We start from the raw sequence: 17,666 nt of genomic DNA on the forward strand, positions 1-17,666 counted from the left end.
CGGCCTGGAGGCCGACCTGTTCGCTGCCGTGCCCGAGCTCGTCGAGAAGCTCTGAATCGGCTGCGCAGCGTCGGCGCAACAGCCTCACGCCTGCCGGATATCGCCATCCACCAGGCGCCACAGCCCCAGCGGGTTACCTTGCCGAAGTGCCTCCGGCAACAACGCATCGGGAAAGTCCTGGTAGGAAACGGGTCGCAGGAAACGATCGATCGCCGAGGCGCCCACCGAGGTGAACATGGCGTTGGATGTCGAGGGGAACGGCCCGCCGTGCACCATCGCGTGGCTGACCTCCACGCCCGTCGGGAAACCGTTGACCAGAATACGCCCCGCTTTGCGCTCGAGCACGGGCAACAGGCGTTTGGCGTCGGCATGGTCGGCGGCTTCGATCTGCAGCGTCACCGTGAGCTGGCCTTCGACATGCTCGGCGATCCGGAGCAGCTCGTCGACATTCGCAGCACGGACGACGACAGACGCCGGACCGAACATCTCGTTTTCCAGCTCGGGGTTCTCGAGCAGGCGTCCGGCATCCGTGACATACAGCACGGCCTGCGCCGCATTCGGTTGATCACCGCCTGCCGCGCCCTGGGCCACCCTTTCGACGCCGGCAGCAGCACCGATTTTTTCCACGCCCGAGCAATAGGCGTCGTGAATACCGGGCGTGAGCATGGTCTGTGCCGCCTTGCCCGCCAGCGCCTCGGCGGCAGCGGCGAGAAAGCGCTGCAGATCCGGCCCGTCGACGGCCAGCACCAGGCCGGGGTTCGTGCAGAACTGTCCAGCCCCCATCGTCAGCGAATCGGCAAAGGCCTTGCCGATGGCTTCTGCACGTGCGGCCAATGCACCCGGCAGCAGGAACATCGGATTGACGCTGCTCATTTCGGCATAGACGGGGATGGGCTCGGGACGGGCATTGGCGATCTTCACCAGCGCCAATCCCCCCTGGCGCGAGCCGGTGAAACCGACCGCCTTGATCGCCGGATGCGCCACCAGGGCCTCGCCCAGCTTGCGGCCCGCACCGATCAGGAGCGAGAACACGCCTTCGGGCAGACCTTGATCCTTGACGGCTTTCTGGATGGCGCGGCCGACCAGTTCAGACGTGCCCAGGTGGGCGCTGTGGGCCTTGACGATGACGGGCGCACCGGCGGCCAGGGCCGATGCGGTGTCGCCGCCGGCCACCGAGAAGGCCAGCGGGAAATTGCTGGCGCCGAACACGGCCACAGGGCCCAGGGGCAGCTTGGCCAGTCGCAGATCCACCCGGGGCAACGGTTTGCGCTCGGGTTGCGCCGGATCGATGGTCGCATTCAGAAAATGCCCGTCGCGCACCACTTTTGCAAACAGACGCAACTGGCCCACGGTCCGCGCACGTTCGCCGGTCAGGCGGGCCATGGGCAGGCCGGTCTCGGCGTGGGCACGCGCCAGCAGTTCGTCACCGATGGCGACGATGTTGTCGGCTATGGCTTCCAAGAAAGAGGCTCGCCGGGACAGCGGCGCCTGCCGGTAGGCATCGAAAGCGTCGTCGGCCAGTCGGGCGGCTCGGTCGACTTCCGCAGGGCCGCCGAGGCCGAAGGTGGGCTCGGGGATCTCGGCATGCGTGGCGGGATTGAAGGCAGCCTGGCTGCCTTCGCTGCCGCGAACGGCCGCGAAGCCAATGAGCATTTCGCCGGTGAGAGTCATGGGTGTTTTTCCTGTCTGGAGAGCGCGATGCCCTGCTTACTCGGGCTGGATGCCGGCCGTGCGGATGATGTTGCCCCATCGTTCGTACTCCGAGCGCTGGAAGTCGGCCAGTTCCTGGGGTGACGACGGCGTGATCTCCATGCCGGTCGATTCGATCGATTTCTTGACGACGTCGCTCTTCAGTGCCTGGCGCATCAGCTCGTTGAGCCGGGCCACGATGGGTTCGGGTGTTCCAGGCGACGCATACAACGCATTCCAATAACCCAGTTCATAGCCGGGCAGAGACTCTGCAATGGCCGGAACGTCGGGGATCAGCGGCGACCGGTGGGTGCTGCTCACGCCCAGCGCGCGGAGCTTTCCGGCTTTCACCTGCGGCAGCGAGACGGCGAAGTCGACGATCATCAGATCGGTCTGGCCTGCGACCAGGTCGGTGATGGCGGGCGGATTGGCCTTGTAAGGGATGTAGTTGAGGTCGGTCCCCGTCATCTGCTGGAACAGCTCGGTGGCGACCTGAGCCGACGAACTGCCCGATCCGTAATTCAGCTTGCCGGGCTCTTTTTTGGCGAGCGCGACGAGCTCCTGAACATTCTTGGCAGGGATGCCGGGATTCGTCACCAGAAGCAGCGAACCCTTGGCCAGCAGGGCCACCGGTGTAAATCCCTTGACCGGATCGTAGGACAGTTTTTTGTACAGATGGGGATTGGCTGCCTGCGTCGTGTTCGTGGTCATGAACAGCGTGTAGCCATCCGGCTGAGCCCGCGTCACGGCCTGAGCGGCAATGCCGCCGAATGCACCGGGCCGGTTGTCCACGACCACCGGTTGGTCGGTCGCACGCGTGACCTCCTGGGCAATCGCACGCGCCAGGCCATCGGTGGCGCTGCCCGGGCTCGAACCGATCACGATCGTGATGGGGCGATTGGGATAGGGTTGTTGTGCGATGGCAGAACAGCCCACAGCGGTCAACATGAGCGCTGCAAACAAAGAGCGACGCGAAGCATTCATTTTTCTGTCTCCAATGATGGGTTCAATTTTTTGGCGACGGCATCCGCCGGGGTGGCGGTCGAACGCCGCCTGTCGCCTGTTCCTGCGCAAGGACTAAATCAGTTTCCAGCCTTGCAGCAGTGCCTTCAGTTGAGCCTGTGCCTTCTCGGTCAACGGCCAGGCCGAGGGGGCGCGCGTGGGTCCGCAGTCACGGCCCAGCAATTGCAGGGCCGCTTTCACGACGGTGACGTTGGTGCCGTTGTTTTCCTGGGCACGCAGTTCCTCGAACGGCAGCATCTCGGCCACCAGACGCAGGGCCAGCGGGTAATCGGCCGCCTCAAGCGCACGATGGATCGCCACCGAGCGGGCGGGCAGGACATTGATCAGGCCCGAGGTGAACCCGCGTGCACCGACCGCGTAGAACGGAGCGGCCCAGGTTTCTGCCAGTCCACCGATCCACGCGATGTCCAGATCGCCGGTGCGCCGAATGGCCTCGGCCAGCACCAGCGGCGTGGGCGAAGCCCATTTCACGCCGACGACCTGCGGGATGCGGCACAGTTCCTCGATCGCCGCCAGACCGATGTTTTCATTGCGCAGGTAAAGCACCAGCGGCAGACCGTCCGCGGCATCCGCGACTTCCTGCAGATAACGAAGCACGCCGCGAGGAGAAACAAAGGGATCCGGCGGCTGGTGCACCATCAACGCCGAGACACCCGCCTGGCGCGAGGCCCGAGCCAGAGCCTTGGCTTCGTTGACACTGCGGCCCACGCCGCCGAGCAGGGGCACACGCCCGGCAATCAGTTCGGCCGCAGCATGGACGGCGGCCTCGGCCTCGTGCGGCTGAAGTCCGTAGTACTCGCCCGTATTGCCATTGCTCACCAGCACATGGACACCGGCCTCGACGGCATCGTCGACGATGCCGCGCAGCGGACGGGCATCGAAGCCGCCTTCGCTGTCGAAGGGCGTCACCAAAATGCCCGAAATGCCATTCAGGGCCGCCCGCAGTGCGGACCCGTTCGAAACGCTCATATCGTCTCCTCGTTCAAGAAGACACCGACTCTAGGTATCCCGGCCGGGTGCGTCCAATCCAATCACGGGAAGGTGCAATACAATTTCTGAATCGTGTTTCAACTCTCGCAACTCCGTTGCTTCGTCGCCGTCGCCTCCGAATTGCACTTCGGACGTGCAGCCGCCTTGTTGCACATGACGCAACCGCCGCTGACGCGGCAGATTCAGTTGCTGGAGCATGAGGTCGGCGGACGGTTGCTCGACCGATCCGGCGGTTCCGTGCGCCTGACGACCGCCGGGGCCCTGTTCCTGATCGAGGCCGAAGACATCCTGCGACGCAGCGAAGCGGCGGTTCTGGCTGCACGCAGGGCGCTGAACTCGGAGGCCGGCAGTGTGACGCTCGGTTTCATTCCCGCAGCCAGCTACGACCTGTTGCCCAAGCTCGTGCAGATCGCACGTGAGAAGTTGCCGGAAGTCAGCCTGGTGCTTCGGGAAATGCAGACGGCCGCGCAGGTGGAAGCCATCGGAGCGGGTTCGATCGATCTGGGCATCGTCAGGCCGTTCGAGCCCCGCAGTTTTGCCGCGTCGTGCGAACTGATCCGCGAACCCTTCATGCTGGCCGCACCCGCCCATCACGCGCTGGCGCGGCGCAAGTCGATACCGCTTTCGGCACTGCACTTGCAACCGTTCATCGAATACTGCCCGCTGGAGTCGCGCTATCTCTACGAGATGATCGCCGGACGCCTGCGGGCCGAGGGCGTGCGCCCGGTGACCAAGCACACCCTGAGCCACACGCATTCGATGCTGTCGATGGTCTCGTCGGGCATGGGCGTGACGCTCGTGCCGCGCTCTGCAGCCGGGCTTCGGTTCAAGGGCGTCGCTTACCGGCCATTGGACTGCAGCCCTCCCCTCGAGGTCGAACTGCAGCTCATGTGGCGGCCCCACGCAGAGCGGCTGGTGTCGGATTCGTTGCGAGAGATCCTGTTGACTTGTGTTGCCGACGAAGCACTGGCGGCCGGCGAGTCGACGCGTGGCCTCAGGCACCTCGACGGCCGGGTGAACCCCAGGCCGAGCGACGGGAAAACGGGCTGAGAGAAGCCGTCAGCGCACGGATGCCCAGGATGCGCTGGACAGAATCTGGACGAAAAAAAGCCAGCTCGAGGCTGGCTTCTTTTCTGTCGATGGCCGGTTTGATTGCCGTTCGGTTGCGGCCGGACCATCGATCGATGTATTGGTGGGTGATGCAGGGTTTGAACCTGCGACCCCTGCCGTGTGAAGGCAGTGCTCTACCGCTGAGCTAATCACCCTTGCGTTTGCAAGACCTCTATTATTGCATATTTTTTTCGAGCTCTTCAAGTTTTCGCCAAATTGTTTTGCCATCGCTGGCTTTGTCGATCTCGGCCACCACCGTGGCGTGCGCCAGCAGTTCCTGCTCGCTGGCCGTCAGCACGGGCAAGGAGAGCAGGCTCAGATCGACATCGTCGGAAACCGGCTTGCCGCCCGCCCCTTCGCGCTTGTCTTCCAGATCGATGCCCAGCGAGTTCTGGCCGCGGGTCAGGTTGATGTAGACATCGGCCAGCAGTTCGGCATCGAGCAAGGCGCCGTGAAGCACACGATTGCTGTTGTTGACGCCCAGGCGGTCGCACAGGGCATCTAGCGAGTTGCGTTTGCCCGGGAAGATCTCCTTGGCCAGCGCCAGGCTGTCGATCACGTTGTGCACGATGCCCTTGAGCGGCTCCCGTCCCAGCAACTGCAGTTCCTTGTCGAGGAAACCGACGTCGAACGGTGCGTTGTGGATGATGAGTTCGGTGCCCGCCAGGTAGTCGAAGAGCTCGTCGGCGATCTGCGCGAACTTGGGCTTGTCGGCCAGGAATTCGGACGTGATGCCGTGCACACGCAGCGCCTCTTCATGGCTGTCGCGTTCGGGATTGATGTAGAAGTGTTTGTTGTTGCCGGTCAGGCGGCGGTCGACGATCTCGACGCAGCCGACTTCCAGGATGCGGTCGCCGGTCGCAGCCGACAGGCCTGTGGTTTCGGTGTCCAGTACGATTTGGCGCATGCCGGGGGTGTCCTTGCTCTCTATCTTTTGATCTACACGGGGCGGCGGGTGCGGGCACGGGATGTTGCATCGCGTGGCCCGGTCCGCACGCCCAGGTTTCAGGGGTTCAGCGCAGTGCGGCCGCCTGGGCCAGCGCCGCCTGCGAGGCGTCGAAGTCGCCACGCGCTTCGGCCAGCGTCGACAGCGTCGCCCAGGTGTGGCGGCGCATGCGTTCGTCGCTCAGGCCGGTGGCTGCGGACGACAGCAGCAGTTGCGCCTTGCCCCACAACTGACGGCGAACACAGGCCATGCCGGCCAGGTATTGCAGGTTGGCATCGTGCGGCAGACGTTGCTGGGCCGCCTCGATGCGGGCCAGCCACGCCGTATCGGCGTCGTCGAGACTGGCCTCGAGCAGGCCGACCAGCCGCTCGCGTGTGGTGTAGCCCATCGAGGCATAGTGCGGCCACACACCCTCGATCCACTGGCGGGCCAGCGTGGCACCGGCGCTCCGGTTGTTGGTGGGCGCGACCTGCAGGGCACGCTGCGCGGCGACACAGACCACTTCGGGAATGATGCGCTCGGCAGGCTCGAGGGCCCGCCAGGTCTTCTCGAGTTGCGTGAGGTCGTGGGCCTGCCGCAAGGCGTCGCCGGCCAGGCTGCGCAACAGGCTGGTGCCGGCTTCGGGCGTGAAGGCACGATGACGGATGAGCGCGCGGGCGGTATCGAGGGCCTGCATGGGCAGGCCGGCCAGCCGTGCCGCCTTGAGCCGGGTCCGCAGCGTGACCATGCGCCGCGACACGCCCTGGGGCAGTTGCTCGAGCCATTGCAGCGCATCCTGCGGGGCCTGGTCGTCGAGCGCCCAGTTGGCGGCGCGCAGACGGGCGCCTTCGGCGAGTTCGCCATGGCCACGCCCCGGCTGCAGCGCCTCGTCGAGCACCTGCTGCAGGTGGCGATCGCGCGAAGCGGCATCCTGAAGGGCATGTGCGCTCTCGGCGGCCAGCACATGGGCCATGGCCCGGACCTGGGCGCCTTGCGGTGCCGCCTCGCCGGCCTCGCGCAACGAGGCCTCCTGGTGCAGCGCGGCATCGGCGCACTTGCGCGCACGAAGGAAACGGCCGGTCAGCAGATGGGTATGGGCGTCCATGAGCGCCACATGCATCGCACGCTCTTTCTGCTGCGCGCGCCAGCGGCGGGCTTGCCGGGGCAATTCGAACAGCGCACCCAGCGCACGCAGCGCCACATGCAGCAGCACAAATGCGAACAGCAGCAGCACCAGCACCAGGTTCAGCGACAGATCGACACGGTAGGGGGCAAAAAACACCGTCACGCTGCTGGCGTTGGGACCGGCAAACAAGGCCAGGGCCACCGCAACGGCAAACAGGATCAGAAACCAGATGGCTGCACGCATGGTCAGGCTCCGTCCGGCATCAAGGATGGGTCGCCGCGGCCAGCGCGGTGAGGGTGTCGTCGATGCGCGGCATCTGCACATCGCGGACATCGGACTGGATCTGCTGCAGCACGGTGGCGACCTGTTGCGTGGTGCGCGATGCCGGATCGAAATAACGGGCGATCAGTGCCGTGATGGCCTGCAGCTCGCCCCGCGCCTGTCCATACTGGCGCGCAGCCAGGTCGACGCGGGCATGCAGCAGGCGCAGCTTCAGGCTCTCGCGCAGGAAATAGGCTTGATCGGGGGCGATCAACGCCGACTCGGGGCGGTCGATGCGGGTCACGCGCACCAGTTGGCGGGTGTCGTCCCACACCGCGCGCCACCAGCGCCGCCATTGGGTGTCTTCACCCTCGAGACCGGACAGAGGCTGGGTGCCCAGCGGCCGGCCCATGGCCACGACGCCGTTGAGCAGAGGCATGTCCTCGACCAGGCGCAAGACCTCGTCCATGCTCGACTGGATGCCCACGGCATCGACGTAATCGGCGGCCTGGAGGCGCTCGATGTCGGCCGACAGCGCACGCTGCAGGCCGCCGAGCTGCGGCAGGGCGGCCTGTTCGAGACGGGTGCGAGCCCGCCTCATGGCCGCCAGCAAGGGTTCGGTGGTGCCGGTCAGCTCCATCTGCTGCTGGGCCAGGCGGACCGAGGCGTTGATCTCGACCACCAGGTTGCCGTCCTGGCTGCGCGTGAGCTGGTTGACCAGCGTTTCAAGCTGCGCGCGCTGCAGCGACAGATCCTTGAGCTGGTTTTCCAGCATACCCAGCCGGGTCGAGTTGTCCATCGACAGGGATTGCGCCTGTTGCGAGAGCGTGCGGGCCTCGATCGCGTGGGTGTTGCTGTCGGCGCTGCGGCGCGCGACATCGCTCTGGAGCTGGCCGATGCGCTGCCAGAGCAAGGCGCCGACGATGAGCCCGGCAGCCGCCAGCAGCACCAGCAGGGCCATCAGCCAGCCAGGCATGCGCAGGCCGCCGGCGGGGGGCAGCCGATCCGCGCCATAGGCGTCCGCTACGGGCGCCGCTGCGGCAGCGGGGGTCAGGGGGCGGACTTCAGGTTGATCTTGCATAAGCCAGTGATTTTATCGATGCGGCGACAGCCTGGGGATCAGGATGGGAGAGTTGTACACGGCCCCAGCCGGCCGCACGCAGGGTCTGGGCGATGCGGTCGTGGGTGGCGATCGCCTGCGCACGCCCGTTATCGGTCTCGCCCAGCAAGACGCCGAGCTGGGCGACGGCCATGGCACTGCTCATCAGCCAGATGCTGCCGTCGGTCAGCGCCAGCCGCGCCGCCTGCCGCCGAGCGTCGTCCCAGACCGGCCTGGCGCGTTCGTAGGTCGCGATCTGGCGCACGGCGACGCCATGGGCCAGCAGTTGCCGGGTCAGCCAGTCTCGACCGACCGGCTGGCCGCCCGAACCTTCTTCCGAGCCTCGCACGATCAGCACCCGCCGGCAGGCGCCGGACAGGATGCCGGCTTCGACCTGGCGCCACAGGGCCTCGGAGTCGAAATTGTCGTTCTGGTCGGCGCGCGGCGCAACGATCGAGCCGGACGGCCAGCCGGCCTGCCGCAGGGCCTCGACCGTCGACGGACCGACGGCCCAGGCCTGGCGCGGCGCCATGGCGTCGGCAGTCGCTTGCAAGGCAGCCCAGCCGCGCACCGCATTGGCACTGACGAACATCATGGCATCGCCCGCCCGAGCGGCCGATCGCCATTCATGCACGGCGGCACGCGGCACCTCGGGGTCGGCAACGGCCCGGATGCCGATCAGCGGCCACAGCCTCAATTGCCAGTCGGGCGACCACGCCGCAGCGGCCTGCAGGCGAGCCGCCCAGGGACCGGCGTCTTCGGCCGGCCGGGTCACGATGACCTGCAGGGACATCCCGGCTGCAGAAGCGGGAGCCGTGACGGGCATGCGGGGTGTCATGCGGCTGCGCGCGATCAGTCGCGCTCCGTCTCCGGGGGACGGGCACCGAGACGCAGCAGTTCGGCGGCCACGGACTGGCCGAGCGCCTCGGCTTCGCCGGGCGTGGCGGCGGCCGCGCTGCCGCTGGCCTGCACCAGACTCGCCTCGCCGGTGGATTCGGATATCTCGCCCCAGGCGGCGCGCAGCCACAGGCGCTCGCCCTGCCATACGGCATGGGCCGCCAACGGCACCGAACAGCTGCCGCCCAGCGCACGCGACACCGCACGCTCGGCACTCACGGCCAGCCAGGTCGGCACATGGGCCAGCGGGCGCAGCGCATCCATGACATCGGTCCGGTCGATGCGGACCTCGATGCCCAGGGCGCCCTGGCCCGCCGCAGGCAACATCCGTTCGGGCGCCAGGCGTTCGCGGATGCGCTTGCCGAGATCGAGCCGCGTCAGTCCGGCCGTCGCAAGGACGATCGCGTCGTACTGGCCGTCATCGAGCTTGCGCAGACGGGTATCGAGGTTGCCGCGCAAGGGCTGGATCACGAGGTCGGGCCGCTGCGCCTGGAGCAGCGCCGAGCGCCGCAGGCTGGAGGTCCCCACCACGGCGCCGGCCGGCAATTGCGCCAGCGATTCGAAGCGGTTGCTGACCAGGGCGTCGCTCGGGTCCTCGCGCTCGAGCACGCAGGCCAGGACAAAACCCTCGGGCAGTTCCATCGGTACGTCCTTGAGCGAGTGCACGGCCAGATCGGCCTGGCCCTGCTCGAGCGCGAGCTCGAGTTCCTTGACGAACAGGCCCTTGCCGCCCACCTTGGAGAGCGTGCGATCGAGAATCTGATCGCCGCGCGTGGTCATGCCCAGGATCTCGACCGCATGGCCCCGCGCCTGCAGCAACTCGCGCACGTGGCCGGCCTGCCACAGGGCCAGGCGGCTTTCGCGGGTGGCGATGGTGAGAGAGGGGAGCTGGAGGGTCATGGGGAACACGCGGCGCGAGGCACAGGATCAGGGGAAAGCGTTGTCCCGTCATGCAGCACCGCAGCAAATCCGGGACGGTCAATGCTAGCATGTGCAATCGCCCTCGATGCACGCTTCCCGCGCCGCCTGGGCCTCGACATGCCACGCAACATCATCAGCAACAAGAAGATGGAGGAGTCCCATGCCTGAGTCCCGCAGCGCCCGCGCGCGCGCCCAATCCGGCGCCGCCGCCCTGCCCCCCGCCGACCCGAACGCAACGCCGCCCGTCAACGGCAAAGACCTGCCCCTGATCGAGGACGTGCGCCTGCTGGGCCGCATCCTGGGCGACGTCATCCGCGAGCAGGAAGGGCAAGCCGCATTCGACCTCATCGAGCAGATCCGCCAGCTCTCGGTCGCGTTTCGCCGCCACGACGACCGCAAGGCCGAACGCAAGCTCGAAACCTTGCTGGCCAGCCTCTCGCACGACCAGACCACCAGCGTGATCCGCGCCTTCACGTACTTCAGCCACCTGGCCAACCTGGCGGAAGACCGTCACCACATCCGCCGCCGCCAGTTCCACGAGCGCGCCGGCCATGTGCAGCAGGGCAGCCTGGCCGGTGCACTGCAGCGGCTGCAGCAGGCCGGCACCTCGCACGAGGCCATCGTGCAGATGCTGGCCAGCAGCTACATCGCCCCCGTGCTCACCGCCCACCCGACCGAAGTGCAGCGCAAGAGCCTGCTCGATGCCGAACGCGGCATCGCCCAGTTGCTGCTGGCACGCGAAGCCTTGCTGCCACGCGAGCTGGCCCACAACGAAGAGCAGATCCAGGCCCGCGTCACCCAACTGTGGCAAACGCGGCTGCTGCGCGACAGCAAGCTCAGCGTGGCCGACGAGATCGACAACTCGCTGAGCTACTACGAAACCACCTTTCTGCGCCAGATTCCGCGCCTTTACCACGACCTCGAGCAGCAGCTGGGCCACGAGGGCCTGCCGGCGTTCTTCCACATGGGCCAGTGGATCGGCGGCGACCGCGACGGCAACCCCAACGTGACGGCGCAGACCCTCGACTATGCGCTGCGCCACCAGGCCGAGGTCGCCCTGCGCTACTACCTGACCGAGGTGCACGAGCTGGGCCGCGAACTGTCGATGTCGGCCACGCTGGTGGGCGTCAGCCCCGAGATGCTGGCCTTGGCCCAGGCCTCGCCCGACAGCAACGAGCACCGTCACGACGAACCCTATCGCCGGGCGCTCGCCGGTATGTACGCACGCCTGGCCGCGACCCTGCGCGAGCTGACCGGCGGCGAGGCGGCACGCCACGCGGTCAAGCCTCAGAACCCCTACGCACGGGCAGAAGACCTGCTGGCCGACCTGCGCGTCATCCAGTCCTCGCTCAAGAGCAACCACTCTGCTGCGCTGTTGCCCCAGCGGCTCAATCCGCTGATCCGGGCGGTCGAGGTCTTCGGTTTCCACCTGGCCACGGTCGATCTGCGCCAGAGCTCGGACCAGCACGAACGGGTGGTGGCCGAGCTGCTGGCCCATGCGCGCCTGCAGGCCGACTACTCGGCGCTCGACGAAAACGGCAAGCGCGCCCTGCTGCTGCAACTGCTCAACGACGCCCGGCCGCTGCGTGTGCCGGGTGCGGGCTACAGCGAGCATGCCGAAAGCGAACTGGCCATCTTCGCCGCAGCCAAGCGCATGCGCGAACTCTACGGATCACGCGCCATCCGCCACTACATCATCAGCCACACCGAAAGCGTGAGCGACCTGCTCGAGGTGCTGCTGCTGCAGAAGGAATGCGGCCTGCTCACCGGCCCCCTCGATCCGTCCCTGCATGCCCAGGCCGCCGAAGGGCAGGCCCTGGCGCAGCTCATCGTCGTGCCGCTGTTCGAGACCATCGAGGACCTGCGCCAGGCCGCCCCCATCATGCGCGAGTTCTACGCGCTGCCGGGCGTCGCCGACATGGTGCGCCACTCGGGTGCCGAGCAGGACATCATGCTGGGCTACAGCGACAGCAACAAGGACGGCGGCATCTTCACCAGCAACTGGGAGCTCTACCGGGCCGAACTCGCCCTGGCCGCGCTGTTCGACGGGCTCAAGGACAGCCACGGCATCACCATGCGGCTGTTCCACGGCCGTGGCGGCACGGTGGGGCGCGGCGGCGGGCCGAGCTACCAGGCCATCCTGGCCCAGCCCCCGGGCACGGTGCGCGGCCAGATCCGCCTGACCGAGCAAGGCGAAGTCATCGCCTCGAAGTACGCCAACCCGGAAATCGGCCGCCGCAACCTCGAGACCCTGGTCGCCGCCACGCTCGAAGCCACGCTGCTGCCTGCCGACAAACCGGTGCCCAAAGCTTTTCTCGAGGCCGCAGCCACCCTGTCGCAGGCCAGCATGGATGCCTACCGCAAGCTGGTCTACGGCACGGCCGGATTCACCGACTACTTCTTTGCCTCCACCCCCATCCGCGAGATCGCCGGCCTGAACATCGGGTCGCGCCCCGCGTCGCGCAAGCCCAGCCAGAAGATCGAGGACCTGCGCGCCATCCCCTGGGGCTTCAGCTGGGGCCAGTGCCGCCTGACCCTGCCGGGCTGGTACGGCTTCGGTTCGGCGGTCGAGCATTACCTCGGCCGCATCGAATCCGGCAGCAAGGACACGCGTGAATCACGCACCCGGCGCCTGCAGAAGATGTACCGCGATTGGCCTTTCCTGCGCACCCTGCTGTCCAACATGGACATGGTGATGGCCAAGAGCGACCTCGCCCTGGCGCGGCGCTACGCGGGCCTGGTGCCCGATGCCAAGCTGCGCCGGCGCATCTTCGGTGCCATCGAGGCCGAGTGGCAGCGCACCCAGGACGCGTTGACGCTCGTCACCGGCGAAAGCGACCGGCTGGTGGGCAACCCGTCTCTGGCGCGCTCCATCCAGTACCGCTTTCCCTACATCGATCCGCTGCATCATCTGCAGGTCGAACTGCTGCGGCGCTATCGCGCGGGAGAAGACAGCACCCGCCTGCAGCGCGGCATTCACATCTCCATCAACGGCATCGCCGCGGGCGTGCGCAACACGGGCTGATCCTCCCGATTACCCGACCCGGCCACGCTGTCATCCGGCCGGGTTAATATCGCGCGCTCTTTCAGCCACGCCGCGCCTGTCCGGTGGCCGTTGTTCCTGCCACCTGCCGATGCGCCCCACCCACGCCGCCTGACCCTGCCCGTCCACCGGGCCAGGGGTGCGGCGTGTCCGTGCCGTGGCATCCGCGACCCCGTGCATCGCCTGTTGTCCGTGTTCTTTTCCTGATCGTCCGTCCATGTCATCGACATACCCGTCCAGCCTCCCCAGTCCCGGTCGCACTGGGCGCATCGCCGTGCCGCCGGCCGTGACCATCATGGCCGTGGGCGTGTTCGCCGCCGGCACCAGCGAATTCATGCCCTCGGGACTGCTGCCGGCCATTGCCCGCGACTTCGCCATCGACATTCCGCACGCAGGCCTGACGGTCTCCATCTTCGCCATCGGCATGGTCATCGGCGGCTTGCTCAGTGCTCTGGCCACCACCCGCTGGTCCCAGCGCAGCCTGCTGCTGAGCGCCATCGTCACCTTGGCCATCGGCCATGTGATCGGCGCGCTGGCTTCCAGCTTCGAGGGCCTGCTCGTCTCGCGCCTGGTCAGTGCGCTGGCCACGGGCGCCTTCTGGACGATCGCCGCCGTGGTGGCCGTCACCATCACGCCCGAAGGCGCCCGCGCGCGTGCGCTGGCGCGGCTGGTCGGCGGCATGACGCTGGCCAACATCATCGGCGTCCCGTTGGGCACGGCCATCGGGCAGGACCACGGCTGGCGCATCACCTTCTGGGCGGTGGCCGTCATTGCCAGCCTGGCCGCCTGCGCGGTGTACGCGCGGGTACCCGAGCCGCCCCGCAACGCCCATGCGCCAGGGCTGCGGCGTGAGCTGCGGACCTTTGCCCAGGGACGGCTGTGGCTGGCCTACGCCACCATCGCCTGTTTCCAGACGGCCTACATGGGTCTGCTGAGCTACGCCGCACCGCTGCTGACCGAAGTCGCCCGGCTGCCGAGCAGCGCCGTCCCGCTCGTGCTCACGGGCTTCGGCATCGGCAGCTTCATCGGCATCCATCTCGGCGCCCGTGTGGCCGACCGCCGCCCTTGGCGTACCCTGGCCACCGGCCTGGGCGGCCTCACGCTGACCATGGCCGCCATCGCGGTGCTGGCGCCGGTCTCGGGCCTGCTGACGGCGGCGCTGATGCTGATGGCGGGGGTGGTGAGCTACATCTCGTCGGCACCGCTGAATGCACGGGTGTTCGGCCTTGCCGCCGACGCCCCCAACCTGGCCAGCGCGGCCAATGTGTCGGCCTTCAATGTGGGCAACGCCGCCGGGCCGCTGCTGGGCGGCTGGGCCATCCACCAGGTCGGCTACACCGGCCCTGCCCTGGTGGGCGTGGCCTCCGGCCTGCTCGCGCTGGGGCTCATGGCCTGCTCGCGCCGGGCCGATCGGCGCAGACTGATGCTGCTGCCTATCCGTTGAGCGCCAGCCGGGCTCTGGCTGCCCGGTACTCACGGTCCAGCCGCTGGACCAGCTCGGCCGTCGACAGCACACGATCGATGGCGCCGATGCCTTGCCCGCAACCCCAGATGTCTTTCCAGGCCTTGGCCGCATCGCCGCCGAAGTTCATCTTTCCGGGATCGCTCACCGGCAGATTGGCAGGATCGAGACCCGCGGCCACGATGGAAGGGGCCAGGTAGTTGCCATGCACGCCGGTGAACAGGTTGCTGTAGACGATGTCGTCCGAGCTGCCCTGCACGATGGCCTGCTTGTAGGCGTCGGTCGCCCGGGCCTCCCGCGTGGCGATGAAGGCCGAGCCGATGTACGCGAAATCGGCGCCTGCCGCCTGGGCCGCCAGCACCGCATCTCCCGTGGCGATGGCGCCGCTCAGCGCGACCGGGCCGTCGAACCACTGGCGGATTTCCTGCAGCAGGGCAAAGGGACTCTTCACCCCCGCATGCCCGCCCGCCCCCGCCGCCACGGCAATGAGCCCGTCGGCCCCCTTGTCGACGGCCTTGTGCGCAAAGGCATTGTTGATGATGTCGTGCAGCACCACGCCGCCCCAGCCGTGCACCGACTGGTTGACCTCGACCTGGGCGCCCAGCGAGGTGATGACGATGGGCACCTTGTACTTCTCGATCACGGCCATGTCGTGCGCCAGCCTGTCGTTGGAACGGTGCACGATCTGGTTGATGGCGAAAGGCGCGGCCGGCCGCTGCGGATGGGCGCGGTCGTGGGCGGCCAGCGTCTCGGTGATCTCGGCAAGCCAGTCGTCGAGCTGCGCCGCCGGACGCGCATTGAGCGCCGGCATCGATCCCACCACGCCGGCCTTGCACTGGGCAATCACCAACTCGGGGGTGCTGACAATGAACATCGGCGAGGCGATGACGGGCAGCGGCAGCGCCTGAAGCACGGGAGGCAAACGGCTCATGGGGTGTCTTTCGGAGGGGGACGGACGAGGGAGCGCAAAGCGGTCCGCGGCCTAGAAGTCTTCGGCCGACAGCGCGCACACGCTGTCCGCTCCGTGCACGATGGCGCTCTCGAGCGCGGGAATCCGGCTCAGGATGTGCTCGGCATAAAAACGCGCCGTCGCCCGCTTGCGCCGTGCGAAGTCGGCATCGAAGCGGCCGTCGGGACCCGATTCCCGCGCCCCGTCCTGCACCGCCAGCAAAGCGCGCGCCAGTTGCCAGCCGCTGACCAGGTTTCCGGCCAGCATCAGATAGGGAACGCTGCCGGCATACACGGCATTGGGCTGCGCCGTGCCCTGCTCGACCAGGTAGTCGACCACCCGCCGCAGCGACTGGCGGCCTTCGCCCAGCGCCGCCAGCACGGCCAGCGCGTCGGCGCCGCCCTGTTGCCGCAACGCGTCTTCGGTGGCAGCCACGCGCTCGGCCAGCGCATGCATCGCGGCCCCGCCGTCGCGCAAGGTCTTGCGACCCACCAGGTCGTTGGCCTGGATGGCGGTGGTTCCTTCGTAGATGGTGAGGATCTTGGCGTCGCGATAATGCTGCGCGGCGCCGGTCTCCTCGATGTAGCCCATGCCGCCATGGACCTGCACCCCCAGGTTGGTCACCTCCAGGCTGCATTCCGTGCTGTAGCCCTTGACCAGCGGCACCAGCAGTTCGTAGAAGGCCTGCTCCTGCCGGCGCACGGTTTCGTCCGGATGCGCATGGGCCCGGTCGTGGGCCGCCGCCGCCGCGCAGGCCATGGCCCGTGTGCCCTCCACCAGCGCACGCATCGTCATCAGCATGCGCTTGACATCGGGGTGCTCGATGATGGCGACCGGTGCACGCGACGAGCCGTCGACCGGACGGGACTGCACGCGCTCGCGGGCATAGGCCACGGCCCGCTGGTAGGCCCGGTCGGCCACCGCAATGCCCTGCAGGCCGACGGCATAACGAGCCGCGTTCATCATGATGAACATGTACTCGAGGCCGCGGTTTTCCTCGCCCACCAGCCAGCCGATGGCACCGGGCCCTTCGCCGTCGGCCACACTGCCCGCCAGTCCGTCGCCATACTGCAGCACGGCCGTGGGACTGGCCTTGATGCCCAGCTTGTGCTCGATGCTCACACAGGCCACGTCGTTGCGCCGACCGGGTTCGCCCGCCGCATCGGGCAGGAACTTGGGCACCACGAACAGGCTGATGCCCTTGATGCCTTCGGGAGCGCCCTGCGCCCGGGCCAGCACCAGATGCACGATGTTGGCCGCCATGTCGTGCTCGCCGTAGGTGATGAAGATCTTGGTGCCGAATACCTTGTAGCGCCCGTCGTTCAGGGGCTCGGCACGCGCGCGCACCAGGGCCAGGTCGCTGCCGGCCTGCGGCTCGGTCAGGTTCATGGTGCCCGTCCATTCGCCGCTGATCAGCCGGGGCAGATACGTCGATTGGAGCGCTTCGCTGCCGGCCGTCAACAAGGCTTCGATGGCACCGTCGGTCAGCAGCGGACACAGGGCAAAGCTCAGGTTGGCGCCGTTGAGCATTTCCACGCAGGCCGCGCCGATCACCTTGGGCAGGCCCTGCCCCCCGACGGCCGGCGGATGCTGCAGCCCCTGCCAGCCTCCCGCCGTGAACTGGGTGTAGGCCTGCTTGAAACCCGGCGGGGTGAGCACCTCGCCGTCCTGCCAGCGCGAAGGCGACCGATCGCCAACCCCATTCAGCGGCGCGACGACCTCCTGGTTGAAGCGAGCGCACTCCTCGAGCACGGCCTGCGCCGTCTCCAGTCCGGCGTCCTCGAAACCCGGGCAGGCGGCGATGTCGTCCAATCCCGCCAGGGCCTGCAAATCGAACAGCCAGTCTTGCACTGGCGCGTGGTAACCACTCATGTTGTCTCCTTCACCGACGGGATACGCCTCGTCCTGTGCACACGCAACCTGCATCGCGCACACCGACAGGGTCGGGGCATGGGGCCGATCACGCTGTCCCGCGTTTGACGATCGGCCTGCTTTTTTTGCCGAGGCCCGGAAAACCGGGCCTCCTCGAAACACAAAAGCCCGGCGTCCGCATTCGGAACACCGGGCCTGTCTCTCAGCTCATGTCTTCAGTCCGCCGAGACGCTGCGCAGCCGATTCAGAGCTTCTCGACGAGCTCGGGCACGGCGGCGAACAGGTCGGCCTCCAGGCCA

At 67.6% G+C, this 17,666-nt stretch carries 13 protein-coding genes and 1 tRNA gene; 3 read left to right on the forward strand and 11 right to left on the reverse strand.

Annotated elements, in window-relative coordinates; genetic code table 11:
- Positions 1–84: 84 nt before the first annotated feature.
- From EC845_RS01155 to EC845_RS01165, 3 genes are all read right to left on the reverse strand, one after another.
- The gene (locus EC845_RS01155; protein WP_123295402.1) at positions 85–1,671 is read right to left on the reverse strand and encodes an aldehyde dehydrogenase (NADP(+)); all 1,587 of its coding nucleotides are present in this window, start codon (positions 1,669–1,671) and stop codon (positions 85–87) included.
- Between the two features lie 36 nt (positions 1,672–1,707).
- Positions 1,708–2,673: a tripartite tricarboxylate transporter substrate binding protein gene (locus tag EC845_RS01160; RefSeq protein ID WP_123295403.1), complete on the reverse strand. Its 966-nt coding sequence runs from the start codon at positions 2,671–2,673 to the stop codon at positions 1,708–1,710.
- A gap of 93 nt (positions 2,674–2,766) precedes the next feature.
- Positions 2,767–3,681, reverse strand: a complete 915-nt coding sequence (locus EC845_RS01165) for a dihydrodipicolinate synthase family protein (RefSeq protein WP_123295404.1) — start codon at positions 3,679–3,681, stop codon at positions 2,767–2,769.
- A 93-nt stretch (positions 3,682–3,774) separates the two neighbouring features.
- Between EC845_RS01165 and EC845_RS01170 the strand changes: the two genes are divergently transcribed.
- Positions 3,775–4,752, forward strand: a complete 978-nt coding sequence (locus EC845_RS01170; RefSeq protein ID WP_123295405.1) for a LysR substrate-binding domain-containing protein — start codon at positions 3,775–3,777, stop codon at positions 4,750–4,752.
- Between the two features lie 140 nt (positions 4,753–4,892).
- On the opposite strand, the gene EC845_RS01175 is transcribed toward EC845_RS01170, so the two are convergent.
- The 6 genes from EC845_RS01175 to hemC form a co-directional block, all read right to left on the reverse strand.
- A tRNA-Val gene (locus EC845_RS01175) sits at positions 4,893–4,967 on the reverse strand.
- A gap of 20 nt (positions 4,968–4,987) precedes the next feature.
- The gene (gene dnaQ, locus EC845_RS01180; protein ID WP_123295406.1) at positions 4,988–5,719 is read right to left on the reverse strand and encodes a DNA polymerase III subunit epsilon; all 732 of its coding nucleotides are present in this window, start codon (positions 5,717–5,719) and stop codon (positions 4,988–4,990) included.
- A 106-nt stretch (positions 5,720–5,825) separates the two neighbouring features.
- Complete coding sequence (locus EC845_RS01185; RefSeq protein WP_123295407.1) at positions 5,826–7,106, reverse strand: heme biosynthesis protein HemY; 1,281 nt, start codon at positions 7,104–7,106, stop codon at positions 5,826–5,828.
- A gap of 19 nt (positions 7,107–7,125) precedes the next feature.
- The gene (locus EC845_RS01190; RefSeq protein WP_123295408.1) at positions 7,126–8,205 is read right to left on the reverse strand and encodes a uroporphyrinogen-III C-methyltransferase; all 1,080 of its coding nucleotides are present in this window, start codon (positions 8,203–8,205) and stop codon (positions 7,126–7,128) included.
- A complete protein-coding gene (locus tag EC845_RS01195) occupies positions 8,189–9,049 on the reverse strand; it encodes a uroporphyrinogen-III synthase (RefSeq protein WP_158615577.1) in 861 nt (286 codons plus the stop codon). The genes EC845_RS01190 and EC845_RS01195 overlap by 17 nt, the downstream gene beginning before the upstream one ends.
- A gap of 26 nt (positions 9,050–9,075) precedes the next feature.
- Entirely contained in the window at positions 9,076–10,020 is a 945-nt protein-coding gene (gene hemC, locus EC845_RS01200) for a hydroxymethylbilane synthase (RefSeq protein ID WP_123295410.1), read from the reverse strand.
- Between the two features lie 181 nt (positions 10,021–10,201).
- Between hemC and ppc the strand changes: the two genes are divergently transcribed.
- Complete coding sequence (ppc, locus tag EC845_RS01205) at positions 10,202–13,066, forward strand: phosphoenolpyruvate carboxylase (protein WP_233597895.1); 2,865 nt, start codon at positions 10,202–10,204, stop codon at positions 13,064–13,066.
- 235 nt (positions 13,067–13,301) lie between these two features.
- Complete coding sequence (locus EC845_RS01210) at positions 13,302–14,528, forward strand: MFS transporter (protein ID WP_123295412.1); 1,227 nt, start codon at positions 13,302–13,304, stop codon at positions 14,526–14,528.
- Here the strand turns inward: EC845_RS01210 and EC845_RS01215 are convergent.
- Together EC845_RS01215 and EC845_RS01220 are read right to left on the reverse strand one after the other, a co-directional pair.
- Positions 14,518–15,477 (reverse strand): nitronate monooxygenase family protein, encoded by a 960-nt coding sequence (locus EC845_RS01215; protein ID WP_123295413.1) that lies wholly within the window; start codon positions 15,475–15,477, stop codon positions 14,518–14,520. The genes EC845_RS01210 and EC845_RS01215 overlap by 11 nt on opposite strands.
- Positions 15,478–15,528: 51 nt before the next feature.
- Positions 15,529–17,367 carry an acyl-CoA dehydrogenase gene (locus EC845_RS01220; RefSeq protein ID WP_123295414.1) on the reverse strand — a complete coding sequence of 613 codons (1,839 nt, stop codon included), beginning with the start codon at positions 17,365–17,367 and terminating at the stop codon, positions 15,529–15,531.
- Positions 17,368–17,666: the final 299 nt, after the last annotated feature.

This window comes from Comamonas sp. BIGb0124 (assembly GCF_003752175.1).
Lineage (GTDB): Bacteria > Pseudomonadota > Gammaproteobacteria > Burkholderiales > Burkholderiaceae_C > Comamonas_F.

Bases quoted from the DNA above. Each gene is read 5' to 3' on its own strand.
- EC845_RS01155 (WP_123295402.1), bottom strand. From the start codon at position 1,671: ATGACTCTCACCGGCGAAATGCTCATTGGCTTCGCGGCCGTTCGCGGC.
- EC845_RS01160 (WP_123295403.1), bottom strand. From the start codon at position 2,673: ATGAATGCTTCGCGTCGCTCTTTGTTTGCAGCGCTCATGTTGACCGCT.
- EC845_RS01165 (WP_123295404.1), bottom strand. From the start codon at position 3,681: ATGAGCGTTTCGAACGGGTCCGCACTGCGGGCGGCCCTGAATGGCATT.
- dnaQ (WP_123295406.1), bottom strand. From the start codon at position 5,719: ATGCGCCAAATCGTACTGGACACCGAAACCACAGGCCTGTCGGCTGCG.
- EC845_RS01185 (WP_123295407.1), bottom strand. From the start codon at position 7,106: ATGCGTGCAGCCATCTGGTTTCTGATCCTGTTTGCCGTTGCGGTGGCC.
- EC845_RS01190 (WP_123295408.1), bottom strand. From the start codon at position 8,205: ATGCAAGATCAACCTGAAGTCCGCCCCCTGACCCCCGCTGCCGCAGCG.
- EC845_RS01195 (WP_158615577.1), bottom strand. From the start codon at position 9,049: ATGCCCGTCACGGCTCCCGCTTCTGCAGCCGGGATGTCCCTGCAGGTC.
- hemC (WP_123295410.1), bottom strand. From the start codon at position 10,020: ATGACCCTCCAGCTCCCCTCTCTCACCATCGCCACCCGCGAAAGCCGC.
- ppc (WP_233597895.1), top strand. From the start codon at position 10,202: ATGCCTGAGTCCCGCAGCGCCCGCGCGCGCGCCCAATCCGGCGCCGCC.
- EC845_RS01210 (WP_123295412.1), top strand. From the start codon at position 13,302: ATGTCATCGACATACCCGTCCAGCCTCCCCAGTCCCGGTCGCACTGGG.
- EC845_RS01215 (WP_123295413.1), bottom strand. From the start codon at position 15,477: ATGAGCCGTTTGCCTCCCGTGCTTCAGGCGCTGCCGCTGCCCGTCATC.
- EC845_RS01220 (WP_123295414.1), bottom strand. From the start codon at position 17,367: ATGAGTGGTTACCACGCGCCAGTGCAAGACTGGCTGTTCGATTTGCAG.